At 70.0% G+C, this 15488-nt stretch carries 16 protein-coding genes; 8 read left to right on the top strand and 8 right to left on the bottom strand.

Features of this window, described 5'->3' with window-relative positions; all coding sequences use genetic code 11:
* Nucleotides 1-93: 93 nt before the first annotated feature.
* Nucleotides 94-456: a GIY-YIG nuclease family protein gene (locus H0523_RS13965; protein WP_054428756.1), complete on the top strand. Its 363-nt coding sequence runs from the start codon at nt 94-96 to the stop codon at nt 454-456.
* Nucleotides 453-860, top strand: coding sequence for a helix-turn-helix domain-containing protein (locus H0523_RS13970; RefSeq protein WP_054428755.1), 408 nt, complete (start codon nt 453-455; stop codon nt 858-860). The genes H0523_RS13965 and H0523_RS13970 overlap by 4 nt, the downstream gene beginning before the upstream one ends.
* Here H0523_RS13970 and H0523_RS13975 read toward each other — a convergent pair.
* Nucleotides 820-2037, bottom strand: coding sequence for an MFS transporter (locus H0523_RS13975; RefSeq protein WP_054429244.1), 1218 nt, complete (start codon nt 2035-2037; stop codon nt 820-822). The genes H0523_RS13970 and H0523_RS13975 overlap by 41 nt on opposite strands.
* A gap of 93 nt (nt 2038-2130) precedes the next feature.
* Here H0523_RS13975 and H0523_RS13980 point away from each other — a divergent pair, with 93 nt between their 5' ends.
* A complete protein-coding gene (locus H0523_RS13980) occupies nt 2131-3084 on the top strand; it encodes a helix-turn-helix transcriptional regulator (protein ID WP_054428754.1) in 954 nt (317 codons plus the stop codon).
* 119 nt (nt 3085-3203) lie between these two features.
* A complete protein-coding gene (locus tag H0523_RS13985) occupies nt 3204-4460 on the top strand; it encodes an MFS transporter (protein WP_054428753.1) in 1257 nt (418 codons plus the stop codon).
* A gap of 47 nt (nt 4461-4507) precedes the next feature.
* On the opposite strand, the gene H0523_RS13990 is transcribed toward H0523_RS13985, so the two are convergent.
* The 4 genes from H0523_RS13990 to H0523_RS14005 all read right to left on the bottom strand — a co-directional run bounded on the left by H0523_RS13990 (nt 4508) and on the right by H0523_RS14005 (nt 6967).
* Nucleotides 4508-5113, bottom strand: a complete 606-nt coding sequence (locus tag H0523_RS13990) for an ATP-dependent Clp protease proteolytic subunit (RefSeq protein WP_054428752.1) — start codon at nt 5111-5113, stop codon at nt 4508-4510.
* 38 nt (nt 5114-5151) lie between these two features.
* On the bottom strand, nt 5152-5511 hold the full coding sequence (locus tag H0523_RS13995; RefSeq protein ID WP_054428751.1) for an SRPBCC family protein: 360 nt from the start codon (nt 5509-5511) through the stop codon (nt 5152-5154).
* Nucleotides 5508-5822 (bottom strand): ArsR/SmtB family transcription factor, encoded by a 315-nt coding sequence (locus H0523_RS14000; protein ID WP_054428750.1) that lies wholly within the window; start codon nt 5820-5822, stop codon nt 5508-5510. The genes H0523_RS13995 and H0523_RS14000 overlap by 4 nt, the downstream gene beginning before the upstream one ends.
* 89 nt (nt 5823-5911) lie before the next feature.
* Nucleotides 5912-6967: a sensor domain-containing diguanylate cyclase gene (locus tag H0523_RS14005; RefSeq protein ID WP_082380472.1), complete on the bottom strand. Its 1056-nt coding sequence runs from the start codon at nt 6965-6967 to the stop codon at nt 5912-5914.
* Nucleotides 6968-7172: 205 nt separating this feature from the next.
* Here H0523_RS14005 and H0523_RS14010 point away from each other — a divergent pair, with 205 nt between their 5' ends.
* The 3 genes from H0523_RS14010 (at nt 7173) to H0523_RS14020 (ending at nt 11524) form a co-directional block, all read left to right on the top strand.
* Nucleotides 7173-9017, top strand: coding sequence for a methyl-accepting chemotaxis protein (locus H0523_RS14010; RefSeq protein WP_054428748.1), 1845 nt, complete (start codon nt 7173-7175; stop codon nt 9015-9017).
* Between the two features lie 550 nt (nt 9018-9567).
* Nucleotides 9568-9996, top strand: a complete 429-nt coding sequence (locus H0523_RS14015; protein ID WP_054428747.1) for a tripartite tricarboxylate transporter TctB family protein — start codon at nt 9568-9570, stop codon at nt 9994-9996.
* Between the two features lie 16 nt (nt 9997-10012).
* Nucleotides 10013-11524 carry a tripartite tricarboxylate transporter permease gene (locus H0523_RS14020; protein ID WP_054429243.1) on the top strand — a complete coding sequence of 504 codons (1512 nt, stop codon included), beginning with the start codon at nt 10013-10015 and terminating at the stop codon, nt 11522-11524.
* 87 nt (nt 11525-11611) lie between these two features.
* Here H0523_RS14020 and H0523_RS14025 read toward each other — a convergent pair whose 3' ends face one another.
* Both H0523_RS14025 and H0523_RS14030 read right to left on the bottom strand, forming a co-directional pair.
* Entirely contained in the window at nt 11612-12016 is a 405-nt protein-coding gene (locus tag H0523_RS14025) for a lysozyme inhibitor LprI family protein (RefSeq protein ID WP_180180078.1), read from the bottom strand.
* A gap of 87 nt (nt 12017-12103) precedes the next feature.
* Nucleotides 12104-13306: an FAD-dependent oxidoreductase gene (locus tag H0523_RS14030; protein ID WP_054428745.1), complete on the bottom strand. Its 1203-nt coding sequence runs from the start codon at nt 13304-13306 to the stop codon at nt 12104-12106.
* A 90-nt stretch (nt 13307-13396) separates the two neighbouring features.
* Between H0523_RS14030 and H0523_RS14040 the strand changes: the two genes are divergently transcribed.
* The gene (locus H0523_RS14040) at nt 13397-14242 is read left to right on the top strand and encodes an AraC family transcriptional regulator (protein ID WP_054429242.1); all 846 of its coding nucleotides are present in this window, start codon (nt 13397-13399) and stop codon (nt 14240-14242) included.
* 44 nt (nt 14243-14286) lie between these two features.
* On the opposite strand, the gene H0523_RS14045 is transcribed toward H0523_RS14040, so the two are convergent.
* Nucleotides 14287-15453: a mandelate racemase/muconate lactonizing enzyme family protein gene (locus tag H0523_RS14045; RefSeq protein WP_054428744.1), complete on the bottom strand. Its 1167-nt coding sequence runs from the start codon at nt 15451-15453 to the stop codon at nt 14287-14289.
* Between the last annotated feature and the right edge of the window lie 35 nt (nt 15454-15488).

Consider the following 15488-nt stretch of genomic DNA (forward strand, 5'->3'; position numbering starts at 1 on the left):
GGTATTATTGACTGGCAATATTTACCCGGATAAAATAATCCGCATTGACGCGTCGGAATCCCGGCGCGCGTTCCTTGTGGACGAGCCCTGGACATGACAGACCGACAGACCCTCAAACGGCAGTACCTCGAGACCAAGACCCTGGCCGGCGTCTACGCGATCCGCAACCGGATCAGCGGCCGCGCGCTGGTGGCCGGCAGCGCCAATGCCGACGGCGCGCTCAACCGGCACCGCTTCGAATTGCGCCAGGGCACGCATCGCAACGCGCTGCTGCGCCGCGATTGGCGCGAGCATGGCGAGGCCAGCTTCACCTTCGACGTGCTGGACCGGGTCAAGCCGCGCGCCGACCCGGCCTTCGACGCCGCGCGCGAGCTGGAGGACCTGGTGGCGTTGTGGCGCCAGGACATCCCCTGCCAGGGCGAGGCGGGTTACGAACCGGCGGGAGCCACGCCATGACGCCGGACGCCATCGACGCCTGCCTGGCGTGGCATGGCGGCTATGTCGGCCTGCGGTTCCAGCTCGATGACGTGCTGGCCACGCATCACGGCATCGACCTGGACGACTTCGCGCTGCTGCATCGGCTGGCCGATGCGCGCGGCGAACCGGTGTCGCTGGCGACGCTGGCCGCCGCCCTGGGCGCGTCGCGTTCGGCGCTGCTGCGGCGCCTGCGGCCGCTGGAGAAAACCGGGCTGGTGAGCGGCGCTGGCGCCGCCGCCGGCTATCGCGTCGCGTTACGGCCCGCCGGCTTGCGCCTGTTGCGGGTGGCGGGCGAGAACGTCGTCGATCGCTGGACCCGCGCGGCCGCGCAGTCCGCGCCGCTCACGGCGCCGACGGGGCTGCCAGGGGCCGGCGCGGCTTGAGCGTCGCGGCCAGCGCCACCAGCAGCAACAGGCCGGCGGCCACCACATAAGGCATCCACGGACGCACGCCGTACAGTAGCGTGCACACCAGCGGCGCCACCACCATCGCCATGCCCTGCACCGCGATCACCGAGCCGGCGGCGATGCCTTGCTCGTCGGCGCTGACGGCGTTGGCGGCCAGGGTCTGGATCGACGGGAACACCAGCCCCATGCCCGCGGCCATGATGGCGTAGCACGCCACCAGGCCGGCGGCGCCGCCCAGCACCGGCACCAGCAGGAAGCCGATGCCGGACAAGAGCGCGCCGCCCGCCAGGCAGCGCGCCGCGTTCATGCGGCGGGCCTTGGCCAGCCCCACCTGCACCAGGATCAGCATGACGCCGACGGTGGTCATGGCCCACGCCGCCGTCCGCGCCGCGGGGCCGGGCGCCTGGCGCAGCGCATCCATGGCGTAGAAGCCGACGATCATCTGCGCCGTGATGACGGCGCCCATGGCCAGCAGCATGGCGACCAGCGGCAGGCGCAGCCGCGGGTCGCTCAGCTTCAGCGGCGGCGTGGCGCGCGGCTCGTGCGCGGCGTCGGACGGCAGCTTCGCGGCCAGCCACAGCGTGCCCAGCAGCGGCAGCGCGGCGGCGAGGTAGAGCGGCAGGGTCAGGCTGTCCTTGACCAGCAGACCGCCGATGGCGGGCCCCAGCACCATGCCCAGGCCGTTGGCCGCGCCCAGCTTGGCCATCATCGCGCCGCGCTGTGCCGGCGCGGTGACGTCGGCGATGCGGGCGGCGCTGACGGTGGGCATGGCGGCGTAGAAGGCGCCGATCAGCGCGCGCAGCGCCATCAGCGCCAGCAGCGCCAGCCACACCGGCGGCGGCTCGCGCAGCATCAGGTCCAGGCCCACGGCCAGCAACAGATAGCTGACGATATAGCCGGCGGCGGCGCGCAGCAGCACGCGGCGGCGGCCGATGCGGTCGCTGCGGCGGCCCCAGTAGCGCGCCATCAGCATCCACAGCACGCCGGCCACGGTGACCACCAGGCCGCCATGCCATTCGGCCAGGCGCAGGCCGCGCACGACCGGGCCGATCACCGGCATGAAAGCCATGATTGCCGTCAGGCACAGGGTGTTGAAGACGAACAGCGCGGTGGTTTCGCTGCGCGCGCGGAGCGGGTCTGAAGAGGCGGGCATGTAGGGCTTGATGCGGATGAAAATTGTTATCATCCAGGCCTGGCGGCGGTCGCGCTAGCGAATCCGCGCCGGAAATTGCGGAATAGGAACAAAATGGCCTCTCAGCCCCGCCTTGCCCCGGACCGCGGCGCGCCGCTCACCGCGCAGGACCTGCTGCGCCTGCTGCCGCCGGACTGGCTCGAGATCCGCACCCAGCACGAGCTGCCGGGCGGCATCTCGATCGGCTGCCTCGACGGCCGGCCCGAGTCCGACTGGGCGGCCAGCGGCGCGGCCGAGTCCTGCGTCGGCGTGGCGATCGTGCTCGAAGGGCAGTTCGGCCTGGGCTTCGACGGCGGCGCGGCCCTGAGCATCCAGCCGGGCAGCGTCATCGTGCACGGCACCGCCGAACCGGTGCCTGGCTGGGACGATTTCAAGGGCCGGCGCAACATCCGCGCGGTCGACATCCGGTTTTCCAGCGAGGCCGTGCGCGCCTTGTGGCGGCGCACCCTGCAGCAGGTGCCGTCCAGCGCCTTCGCGGCCGATGGCAGCGTGCCGGCGCGCGATGCGCAGCTGGCGCTGCTGCCGCTGTGGCCGGGCCTGGCGCGCGTGGCCAGCGAGATCCTGGCCTGGAACCAGGATCGCGGCGAGATCGCCGCGCTGTATCTGCAGGGCAAGGCCCAGGAGGCCCTGGCGCTGACGCTGTCGCACCTGGCCGGCCGCGGCGCCGCCGACCTGCCGCCGCCGGCCGACCGCAGGCGGCTGGCCGAAGCGCACCGCCGCATCCAGCGCGACTACGCCGATTGCGGCGGCGTGCGGCAACTGGCGCAGGCCGTGGGCCTGAGCGAAAAGCGGCTGCAGGCCGGCTTCATGTCGCTCTACGGGCAATCGGTGCATGGCTGCCTGCTGCAGACCCGGATGGACGCCGCCGCGCGCCTGTTGCGCCGCGGCTGCTCGGTCACCGAGACCGCCTACCGCATCGGCTTTTCCAGCCTCAGCCATTTCATCAAGGCCTTCAAGGCGCATCGCGGCGCCACGCCCACGGCCTGGCTGCGCGGCGCCGCGCAGTAGCCGCGCGTATGGGGGGTAGCGGCAATACCGGTATCGCGGCTGGCCTTGCTGCGGGGGACGAGGCTGGCAACAATCCCGGTTCCACGACTCCACGCCCGACAGCGCCAAGGCCTTCCCCCATGACTTCGTCCACTTCCCCGGAACGCGCCGACAGCGCCGCGCCGGCCGAGAACATCCATTGGCGCCGCAACCTGGCCGTCTGTTTCGCCGGCTCGTTCAGCACCATCGTGGCGATGACGCTGCTGCTGCCGTTCCTGCCGCTGTACGTGGAAGAGCTGGGCGTGCAGGGCCATGCGGCCATCGTGCAGTGGTCGGGCGTGGCCTACGGCGCCACCTTCTTCGCCGCGGCGCTGGTCGCGCCGCTGTGGGGCCGGCTGGGCGACCGCTACGGCCGCAAGCTGATGCTGGTGCGCGCCTCGTTCGGCATGGCGATCTGTATGTCGCTGACCGGCATGGTGCAGAGCGTGTGGCAGCTGGTGCTGCTGCGGCTGCTGGTGGGCCTGGCCGGCGGCTACGCGTCGGGCTCGACCATCCTGGTGGCGATGCAGGCGCCCAAGGCGCGTTCCGGCTGGGCGCTGGGCGTGCTGTCGGCCGGCATCATGGCGGGCAACCTGGTGGGCCCGCTGATCGGCGGCGCGCTGCCGCCGCTGATCGGCATCCGCGCCACCTTCCTGCTGGCGGGCGGCGTGATCTTCCTGGCGTTCCTGGCCACCGTGTTCCTCATCAAGGAAATGCCGCGCCCGCCCAAGTCGGCTACGCAGGACGGCAAGCGCCGCGGCGGCTGGGCGCAGATCCCCGACAAGCGGCCGGTGGCCGCGATGCTGGCGACCGGCATGCTGCTGATGTTCGCCACCATGTCGATCGAGCCGATCATCACGGTCTACGTGGGCCAGCTGGTGGAGGATCCGGCGCGCGTCACGCTGGTGTCGGGCGTGGTCATGTCGGCGGCGGCGCTGGGCGCGATCCTGTCGGCCTCGCGGCTGGGCCGGCTGGCCGACCGCGTCGGCCACTGGACCGTGATCGTCGGCGCGCTGGCCGTGGCCGCGCTGTTGTTGATCCCGCAGGCCTTCGTCACCGCCGGCTGGCAACTGGTGGCGCTGCGTTTCCTGATGGGCCTGGCGCTGGGCGGGCTGTTGCCGTGCGTCACCAGCGTCATCCGCCACAACGTGCCCGATGGCATCGGCGGCAATGTGCTGGGCATGTCGATCTCGGCGCAGTACGTCGGCCAGGTGGCCGGCCCGTTGCTGGGCGGCTTCATCGGCGGCCATTTCGGCATGCCGGCGGTGTTCCTGGGAACCGCGGTGCTGCTGGCGCTGGGCGCCGCCGCCAACGGCGTGCTGCGGGCGCGCCACCAGCGCAGGCTGGCCGAGGCGTAGCGGGCGCGCCGCGTCGGCCGGGTGACGACGCGCGCCGGGGGGGCGCGTCAGAAGCCGGCCGAGCGCGCATCCATGACGTGGTCGATCAGGCCCCAGTCCACCGCCTCTTCGGCGCTCATGTAGCGGTCGCGATCGAGGCTGCGCTCGACGTCTTCGTAGCTGCGTCCGCAGTGCTCGGCATAGAGGCGGATGATGCGCTGCTTGGTGCGCTGCATTTCCTCGGCGTGGATCAGCATGTCCGAGGCCTGCCCCTGGAAGCCGCCCAGCGGCTGGTGCACGTGCAGGCTGGCGTTGGCCAGCGCGGCGCGATGGCCGGGCTCGCCGGCCATCAGCAGGAACGATCCCATCGAGCGCGCGGTGCCCATGCACAGGGTGTGCACCGGCGACTTGATGAACTGCATGGTGTCGTACATGGCCAGCCCGCTGGTGATGACGCCGCCGGGCGAATTGATGTACAGATGGATCGGCTTGCCGGGATTCTCGGCTTCCAGGAACAGCAGCTGCGCGCACACCAGGGCCGACATGGCGTCATTGACCTCGCCGCTCAGGAAGATGATGCGTTCGCGCAGCAGGCGCGAATAGATATCGAACGAACGTTCCCCGCGGCCGGACTGTTCCACCACCATCGGGACGAGCTGCATCGTTTCGCTCATGCGCGAACTCCTGTCTTGCATCAAAGGGAAAGGCGGCGTCAGGCGGCGAGCTTGAAGGCCGGCCAGGCATCGTTCGCGGCTTGCGGCGCGGGCCGCGCCAGCCGCGCGTCGTCGGGGGCGTGGATGATGGTCAGGCGGGTGCCGCCGTCGGCGGTGGGATTGAGCTGGAACGTGACCACGCTTTCCAGGCAGGGCGGCAGCGTGTCGCGCATGCGGTAGCGGATTTCGACGCCGGGCGTCGCGGCCAGCGGCTCGGGATCGGCCAGCGCGCCGTCCGGCAGCCACTGCTCGCGCAGGGCGGGGATGCTGAGGGCGCGCCAGACCTTCTCGGGCGGCGCATCCAGTTCGTAGTCGAGCACCAGGGTCGTGTCCCGCGAGGCGGCGTCCGTGTGGGTCATTGGTCCATGTCCTTGAGCAGCGTCTTCAGGGCGTCGACCCGCGCCGGCCACCAGGCGCGGTACTTCGACAGCCAGCCGGCGAGCAGCGCCAGGCCGTCCGGGTCGACTTCGTAATTGACGAAACGACCCTGGCGTTCCTCGCGCACCAGCCGCGCCTGGCGCAGCACCGCCAGGTGCTGCGAGACCGCGGGCTGGCTGATGTCCAGGCCCTCGCGCAGCGCGCTGGCGTTCATGGCGCCCGCCGCGAGCTTGTCGAACAGCGCGCGGCGGGTCGGGTCGGCCAGGGCCTTGAAGATGTCGTTTTCGATCATGGCAACACATTAGCAGTTGCTTATGTGTTGTGCAAGCCCGGCCCGGCCCGGATCAGGGGCCGGGCCGCCGCCCTGCGCGGGCGGGGGACTCAGTGGATGACGCGGGCCGCCTTGCGGGCGCGCTTGATCTCGTACATGCGGGCATCGGCCAGGCGCACCGCTTCCTCGGCCGCCAGGCCGCGCGGATCGAGCGCCACCACGCCGACGCTGGCGCCCTCGTAGGGCAGGGCGGTCTCGCCGAGCTGGTAGCGGCCGACGGTGGCGGCGGCGGCGCGGTCTTCGAGCGAGCGCGCCGCTTCCTCGGCATCGCCGCGCTCGGCCTCGTGGCCTGGCGCCGCGTCGCCGCGCGCCAGCGCGGGGCCGGGGCCGATCAGCACGAATTCATCGCCGCCCAGCCGCCCGACCATGTCGGAGGCGCGCAGCGCCATCGCCAGGCGCCGCGAGACTTCCTGCAGGAAGGCGTCGCCCAGCTGGTGGCCGTAGGTGTCGTTGATGCCCTTGAAGCCGTCCAGGTCGACCACGCCCACCAGCACGCTGCCGCCTTCGCGCAGCGCGCGGCCGCGCAGGCGGTCCAGTTCCTCGTACAGCGCGCGGCGGTTGGGCAGGCCGGTCAGCGGATCGGTCAGCGCGTAGGCCATCAGCTTGGTGTTGGCGGTGCGCAGTTCGGCCACCAGCTGTTCGCGTTCCAGGAAGCTGGCGATCACGCTGGAGAACAGGCGCATGATGGCCTCGGCCTGCGGCGCGATGTCCTGGCGGCGGGCGCTGGCGCCGCACAGCGTGCCCAGCAGCAGGCCGTCGTCGGTGCGGATCGGGGTGCTGACGTAGGTCTGGATGCCGAGCTGGCGCGCCGCGTCGGAATCGGGCCAGCAGGCGCCGACGTCGCTGGTGGACATGCGGCCTTCTTCCAGCGCGCGCTTGCACAGCGTGTCCGACCACGGCACCGACAGGCCTTCCGGAATCTGCAGCGCGCCGACGTTGCGCGCGTAGCGCACGTGCTGCTGGTCCTCGTCCGGATCGATCGAGGTGAGATAGGTGGATTCCAGGCCGGTGACGGCTCCGAGCATATCCAGAAGGGGGCGCGTCAACTGTTCGACCGATTTGGCCGCCTGCAGTGACGCCGACAGTTCGGCGAGTATCGGGTCCAACGAAAGCTCCCAAAAAAACACTGACGCATCGACGCCGGCCCCGGGTCCTCGGCCCAGGGAGCGGCCTTGTCGACATTATGCCTGCCCTGCCTTCCTAAAGTCCTATGTTGCATTGCCGTAAGCCAGGATGGCGCGGACGCTTGCGTCGTCGCGTACCTGGATACCCGTGCCCCCCGGCATGGGCAGTTGCAGTAAGAAGACAAGCATGAAAATCACCTCGTTGCGCAACAGGATCCTGTTGATCACCTGCTTCACCGTCATCGGCGCGCTAGTGCTCTCGGGCATTGCGATTTATCACATCGTGCGCGACAACATGATGGCAACCATCTCCGCGGACCTGGACGCCATCGCCGCCGGCAACGCCAGCGCCATCGAACGCTGGTCGGCCGACAAGGCCCTGGCGGTATCGGCCACCGCCGCGGTGGTGGAAAAGGGCGATCCGCGCGGCCTGACCAAGCTCATGGGCGAGACCAACGGCTTTCCCATCACCAGCATCGGCTGGTCCGACAAGAGCTACTTCTCGACCGCCCAGACGCCGGCCGACTACGATCCCACCGCGCGTCCCTGGTACAAGAGCGCGGTGTCCGCCGGCAAGCTGACCGTGACCAAGCCGTATGGCGATTCCGGCACCGGCAAGCCCTACGTGGCCTTCACCGCGCCGATCGTGCGCGCCGGCCAGACCACCGGCGCCGTCAGCGGCGCGGTGGCGCTGGACGGCATCAAGGACGTCATCAAGGCGATCCGGCCCACGCCTTCCAGCACCGCGTTCGTGCTGGCCACCGACGGCCAGGTGATCTCGCACGTCGACGACAAGCTGGCGCTCAAGCCGTCCACCGACGTGGCCGCCGGCTTGACGCCGGCGGTGCTGGCCGGCATGGCGCACGACGGCGCCGCGCCGCTGGTGCTGAGCCTGGGCGGCGCGCCCAAGCTGCTCAAGGCGCGTCCGATCGCCGGCACCGACTGGTTCCTGGTGATCGCGCTGGACGAGGCCGAGGCCACCGCCGGCCTGTCGCAGGTGTTCAACGCCACGCTGATCTCGATGGTGGTGCTGACGCTGGTGGCCGTGCTGCTGGCCAGCGTGGTGACCTCGCGCGCCTTCAAGCGCCTGTCGGCGGTGCGCGACGCCATGGACACCATCGGCTCGGGCGACGGCGACATGACGCACCGGCTGGCGGTGGTGGGGCATGACGAAGTGGCGCAGATCTCGTCGTCGTTCAACGCCTTCGTCGACAAGATCAGCCACGTCATGCTGGACGTGCGCAACGGCGTGCACTCGATGACCTCGGCCACGCGCGAGATCGAGATGGGCAACCGCGACCTGTCGCAACGCACCGAAGTGTCGGCCGGCTCGCTGCAGGAGACCTCGTCGGCGCTGACCGAGCTGACCTCCAGCGTGCGCCAGACCGAGGAGGCCGCCGAGCACGCCACGCGCCTGGCGACCGAAGCCAGCCAGGCGGCCGAGCGCGGCGGCCAGGTGGTGACCGACGCGGTCAGCACCATGGGCGCGATCGCGCAGTCGTCCGAGCGCATCACCGAGATCATCAGCGTCATCGACGGCATCGCCTTCCAGACCAACATCCTGGCGCTGAACGCGGCGGTCGAGGCCGCGCGGGCCGGCGAACAGGGCCGCGGCTTCGCCGTGGTGGCGGGCGAGGTGCGCACGCTGGCGCAGCGCAGCGCGGCCTCGGCGCAGGAGATCCGCACGCTGATCCAGGCATCGGTGCAGAACGTGCGCAGCGGCACCGAGCGGGTCCAGGCGGCCGGCTCGACCATGCACGAGATCGTTGAAGGCGTGTCGCGTGTTCAGCGTCTTGTCAGCGAGATCCACGGCGCCATGGCCGAACAGAGCGTGGGCATCAGTCAGATCGACCGCAGCGTGTCGGAGATGGACCAGGCCACGCAACAGAACGCGGCGCTGGTGGAACAGTCGGCGGCGGCCTCGGCGATGCTGAGCGACCAGGCCGGCGCGCTGGCCGGCACCGTGGCCCTGTTCAAGCTGCGCGGCGATGCGCACGGCGCCGCGCCCCGCATGGCGGCGCTGCCGGCCTGATCCGGCGCGGTTGGCGCGGCGGCGCGTGAGGCGCATGACGCGCCGCGCGCCGACGCGCATGGCGGTCCGTCATCCCGTGTGGTGACGGCCGCGCCAGCGTCGCGCAATGCGACGCGGGTGATGCATGGATGTCGCCGGAGATGGCGCTTGTCGTGGCGCGATGCGGTTGCATCGCGCCGATCTTTCCCGGTCCCGTTCGCGGACGTTTTTCCTGTCTTTCCACCGACCCGATCCGTCTTGCCGGAACGGCCCGCGCACGCGGCTTTCGTCTCGCTGAATGGGGGGTGAGGCCGCGGGCCGTTGTCATTTTGACATCAATTCAGTATGCAGTCAGCTTCATGTCGCCGGACCTACGGGAAAGCGATAACGCATTCACGCGTTCCGGCGCAAAAAGCGAAAGCAGATTGGAAGTGTCGCTCTCTACTATCTGCCGACCTCGTCCGCAGCACCGAAATTTTCAGCGGGAAGACAGGCGGGGAAACCAGACCGGTTTGAGAAGCCGGGTGGCAATAACAAGCGAAAAAACGCAATGCCTGGGAGGGCGCGTCTTATGTACTTTGGCAATAGAAACTTTGTCGCGGGGCTCTTCATGATCGCCTTCGCCCTGCTGTTCGGGCTGGCGGCGTTGAAGTATCAACTGGGGTCGTTCAGCCGCTCGGGGCCGGGCCTGTTCCCGCTGATGGTCAGTTCGCTGCTGGGCGTGATCGGGGTGATCTCGGTGGTGCGTTCGCGCTTTGTGCCGCCGGTGCCGCTGAGCTACAGCATCAAGAACATCGCCATCATCATGCTGAGCCTGTGCGGCTTCGCGGTGGTGTCGGGCTTCATCAACATGATCGTGGGCATCGTCTTCCTGGTGTTCTGCTCGACGCTGGCGGGCACCTCGTACTCGGTGGTGCGCAATATCAAGATCTCGCTGGGCCTGATCGCGGTGGCATTCGCCTTCCGCAACCTGCTCGGCCTGAACCTGCCGCTGTTCTGAGGGGAGAGCCATCATGATGGAAATGTTGAACAATCTCGCGTTCGGTTTCGAGCACGCGCTGACCCTGCAGAACCTGATGTACTGCGCGATCGGTTGCGTGGTCGGCACGCTGGTCGGCCTGCTGCCGGGCCTGGGCCCGCTGTCGACCATCAGCCTGCTGTTGCCGCTGACGTATTCCATTCCCACCGGGGGCGCGCTGATCATGCTCGCCGGCATCTACTACGGCGCGCAGTACGGCGATAGCGTCAGCGCGATCACGATGAAGATCCCGCATGCGAGCAGTATCGTCGCCTGCATCGACGGGTATCAGATGAACCTGAAGGGCAAGACCGGCCTGGCCTTGTTCACCGCGGGCGTGTCGAGCTTCATCGGCGGCACCGTGGCGATCGTGGTGCTGTCGACGATGGCGCCGGCGCTGGGCGAAGTCGGCCTGCTGTTCGGCCCGGCCGACTACTGCGCGCTGATGCTGCTGGGCTTCTTCTGCGTCAGCTTCGTCAGCAGCGGCAGCCTGCTCAATGGCCTGGCGATGGCCATGATCGGCATCCTGCTGGGCGTGATCGGCACCGACGTCAACAGCGGCGTGGCGCGCTATACGATGGACCTGGCCTTCCTGCAGGACGGCGTGGGCCTCATCAGCATCGCGCTGGGCTGCTTCGGCATCGCCGAGATCGTCAAGAACCTGGACAACCGCAACACGCTGACGCCGTTCAACGGCAAGATCAAGCTGATCCCGACGTGGCCCGAGTTCAAGCGCATCATCCCCAGCGCGCTGCGCGGCAGCGTGGTGGGTTCGGTGCTGGGCATCCTGCCGGGCGGCGGCCCGACGATCGCGCAGTTCGCCGCCTATGCGGCCGACAAGCGCTTCAGCAAGTACCGCCACGAGATCGGCAACGGCGCCATCGAAGGCGTGGCGGGCCAGGCGGCGGCCGACGAGGCGGCCGCGCGCACCAGCTTCATCCCGCTGATGGCCATCGGCATCCCCGAAAACGCCGTCATGGCGCTGATGCTGGCCGCGTTCATCGTCAAGGGCATCCAGCCCGGTCCCAACATGATCGGCACCCACCCCGACCTGTTCTGGGGCCTGGTGGCCAGCATGTGGGTGGGCAACTGCTTCCTGCTGATCCTGAACGTGCCGCTGGTGCGCTACTGGCTGTCGGTGTTCAAGATCCCGTACACGGTGCTGTTCCCGGCGATCCTGTTCTTCTGCTGCATCGGCACGTTCAGCATCAACAACAACCTGGACGACATCTACATCACGGCGATCTTCGGCCTGATCGGCTACCTGTTCCTGCGCCTGGGCATGGAAGCGGCGCCGCTGATGCTGGGCTTCATCCTCGGCCCGATGCTGGAAGAGAACTTCCGCCGCGCCATGCTGCTCAGCCGCGGCGAGTTCGGCGTGTTCCTGACGCGGCCGATCAGCGGCACGCTGCTGGCGCTGATCGGCGCGGCCGTCGTGTGGCAGCTGGTGTCGTTCCTGCGCAAGGCGCGCAAAGCGCCGGCGCTGGAGCAGCAACCCGCCGAGCCGTGATCGTGCGTTGAACGCCTGGCCCTGTCGACGCCGCCCGCGGCGCCGACAGGGCCGGGTCGGATGCCCGGCGCGAGCGTCATGCGCGCGCTAGGGCAGATTGGCCTGCCACTCCTGCAATTGCTGGGTCCGCTGTTGCGTCCTGCGCAGAAGGCATGCCATCTGGTCCGCATTGCGCCCGGTCCCGGCCTGATTGATCAGGTACCACGCGGCACACTCGCTGTCGCGAAAGCGCACCCACCGCCGCTGGGCCTCGACGAACCGGGTTTTCAGCGCGGGATAGTCAAGCACCTCGTTCCGGGGTTGCGACAGGGTTTTCAGAAGCCGTTGATACACGCCGTTGAGGTCGCTGTCGGCCTGCTCGTAGGCGGCCTGCGCCCGCATGTCCGTGCATATCGGCGAATAGTCGTCCGCCTGGCAGTCCTGCGCATGCGCCAGGGGCGATGCGCTCAGGACAAGAGCAGCAATGAGGCGACGGCCGGACGTTGAACGCATGCGCATGGTGGCTGAGGGATGTCGGGTCGAGAGTCGGGAGGCGGCTTCAAGCCGCTGATTATCGCCCACGCATCCGCGCCCTGGGCGTCAGCCGTCCCGCCCCATGATGCGCGCGGCGGCCTGCGTCGATTGGCCGACGGCCAGCGCTCCGCGTTGCCGCAGACTCTCCTCATAGCGTTGCAAGGCCTGCTCCAGCGGCAGGCCTTGTCGCGTCTGCGCCAGCAACGCCGCCAGCGATTGCGCATCGGCCAGGGCGGTGTTCGCGCCCAATCCGCCCGCCGGGCTCATTGCGTGGACGGCATCGCCCAGGAAGGTCAGGCCCGCTTGCGTCCAGCGGGGCAGGGCGGGCGCGCTGTAGACGGTCTTCAGGGCGATGCCGGCCGGATCGCTGGCGGCCGCCATGGCGGCCAGCGCGGGATGCACCGGGGCGAGCAGCCGCTCGGCGGCGCGCTGCCAGCGACGGCCGGCATCCGCATCCCGCGGGGCCGCGTCGGCGTCGGGCAGGGGCGAGTCCTCGCCCAGCACCGCGGCGCGTTCGCCGATCACGGCCCAGTACTGGTAGTTGGGGATATCGCTGAGACGGCTGGCGGGGGCGATCCGCTGCGCAAGCGGCGGCAGCGCCGGCAGCCGCATGGCGTCCAGCACCAGCGCATAGCCGGGTCCGAACACCACGCCCGCGCCGGCCCGCAGATCCGCGGGCAGCGCATCGCCTGCCAGGCTGCCCAGCGGCGCCACGCCGAAGATCGTGACGGTGCCCGTGTCCTGCGGCGCGGCCTGCGGCAGATGCTGGCGCCGCAGCGCGGAATGCACGCCGTCGGCGGCCACGACCAGCGTGCCGGGCCGCGCGGGCAGGCCATCCAGGCGCAGCCCCGCCGCGTCCAGGCCGGCGCAGCCATGGCCGAAATGCACCCGCGGCCCCAGGCCCGACAGCAGGATCTCGCGCAGCGTCTGACGGTGGGCGGAGCGGTCGGGCGGGGTGTCGGCGCCGTCCAGACGCCAAGTGGCCGAGGCGCGCTGCGGCAGCGGCCGCAGTTGCGCGTCGAACATGCCGCCGGGCTGGTCGTGGGTCGAGCAGCTGTGTTGGAACAGGGCGTACAGGTCGGGCGGCAGGCAGTGCGCCAGCGCCGCCTGGCCGGTGGCGTCGATGCGCAGGCGGTAGCCCTGCACCCGGCTGTCGGTGCGCGCGTCGCGCTCGTAGACGTCGACCTCGATGCCGGCGCGCGCCAGCCCCTGCGCCAGGCACAGTCCGCCCAGGCCGGCGCCGATGATGGAAACGTGGAGATTCTGCATAATGTCCTCGAAGCAAGCCGGCGTCGCCGGCACCCCCACAGCTTGCGCGCAAGCGCGTCCGCGCCGGTAATGCCGGCGCGCCAACAAATCATGCGAACCCGCCAGACCGCTGCCCCCGCGCCCGACTACAGCGAATTGCTCGACGGCTCGGCCGTGTACGTGTTCCATGGCGCCGACGCGCCGGGCAGCGAGTTCCGGCTGGGCTCGCGCGAATACGATTGGCACGCCCATGCCCGCGGGCAGTTGTTCGGGGTGGACAGCGGCGCGATGCGGGTGCGCACCGAGGCGGGCGCATGGCTGTTGCCGCCGCAGCGCGCGGGCTGGATCCCGCCGGGGCTGCGGCACCGGGTCAGCGTGGCGGGCGCCGCCAGCGGCTGGGTCGCGCTGGTGCATCCGCGGGCCGCCGCGGCGTTGCCGGCGGCGCCCTGCGTGCTGGGGGTGGACGGGGTGTTGCGCGCCATGGTCCTGCGCGCGGCCGATTGGCCGGACAAGCTGGCGCTGGATCCGGCGCGCGCGCGCTTCGCGGCGGTGTTGCTGGACGAGATCGAGGCGGCGCCGCGCGAACGCCTGCACCTGCCGTGGCCGCGCGACCGGCGCCTGGCCCGGCTGGCGCAGGCGTTGGCCGACGACCCGGCCGACAGCCGGCCGCTGGACGTGCTGGCCGCGCACGCCGGCCTGGCGCCGCGCACCGCGCAGCGCCTGTTCCGCGACGAGACCGGCCTGGGGTTCGCGCAGTGGCGCCAGCAACTGCGCCTGATCCATGCGCTGGAACGCCTGAGCGCGGGCCAGCCGGTGGCGCAGGTGGCCGACGCGCTGGGCTACGCCACGCCCGGCAATTTCATCGCCATGTTCAAGCGCGCCTTCGGCATGACGCCGGGGCGCTATCTGCGCACGCCGCTGGACGAGGGCGACGCGGGCGTCGCGGGCGTCGCCTGATCCGCGCGCCGGGACGCGCGGCGTCCCGGCGTCTGGCGGCCGCCTTACTCCGCCAGCTTGCGCATCTCGGCGATCAGGTCCGCCTTGCCCTCGAAGCCGATGCCGGGCAGTTCGGGCAGCGTGACGTAGCCGTTGTCGACCCGCACGCCGTCGGGGAAGCCGCCATAGGGCTGGAACAGGTCCGGATAGGATTCATTGCCGCCCAGGCCCAGGCCGGCGGCGATGTTCAGCGACATCTGGTGGCCGCCGTGCGGAATGCAGCGGCTGGCCGACCAGCCGTGCTGGCGCAGCATGTCGAGCGTGCGCAGGTATTCCACCAGGCCGTAGCTCAGGGCGCAGTCGAATTGCAGCCAGTCGCGGTCCGGCCGCATGCCGCCGTAGCGGATCAGGTTGCGCGCGTCCTGCATCGAGAACAGGTTCTCGCCGGTGGCCATCGGCTTGTCGTAGTAGTTGCGCAGCGTGGCCTGCAGTTCGAAGTCGAGCGGGTCGCCGGCTTCCTCGTACCAGAACAGGTCGTACTGCGACAGCGCCTTGGCGTAGCGGATCGCGGTGTCCAGGTCGAAGCGGCCGTTGGCGTCCACCGCCAGTTTCTTGCCATCGCCCAGCACGCCCAGGATGGCGTCGATGCGGCGCAGGTCTTCGTCCAGCGAGGCGCCGCCGATCTTCTTCTTGACCACGGTGTAGCCGCGGTCGACGTAGCCGCGCATCTCGTCCTTAAGCTTGCCCAGGTCCTGGCCCGGATAGTAGTAGCCGCCCGCCGCATAGACGAACACGCGGCGGTCGGGGCGGCCATTGCCGTAGCGCTCGGCCAGCAGCTGGAACAGCGGCTTGCCGGCGATCTTGGCGACCGCGTCCCACACCGCCATGTCGATGGTGCCAATGGCGACCGAGCGTTCGCCATGGCCGCCCGGCTTTTCGTTGATGTACATGGCGTCCCAGACCCGGTGCGGATCGAGGTTGTCGCCGCTGTCGTCGAGCAGGCTGGCGGGGTCGGCCTCCAGCACGCGCGGGATGAAGCGTTCGCGCATCAGCGTGCCCTGGCCATAGCGGCCGTTGGAGTTGAAGCCGTAGCCGATCACGCGCCGGCCGTCGCGCACCACGTCGGTCACCACGGCCACCAGGCTCAGCGTCATCTTGCTGAAGTCGATGTAGGCGTTGCGGATGGGGGAACTGATCGGGACGGTCTTCTCGCGGATTTCGACGATTTTCATGGTGTCTCCTGGCCGGGGGCGGGGATGGGAAAACC

This window comes from Achromobacter insuavis, assembly GCF_902859645.1.
GTDB lineage: Bacteria > Pseudomonadota > Gammaproteobacteria > Burkholderiales > Burkholderiaceae_B > Achromobacter > Achromobacter insuavis.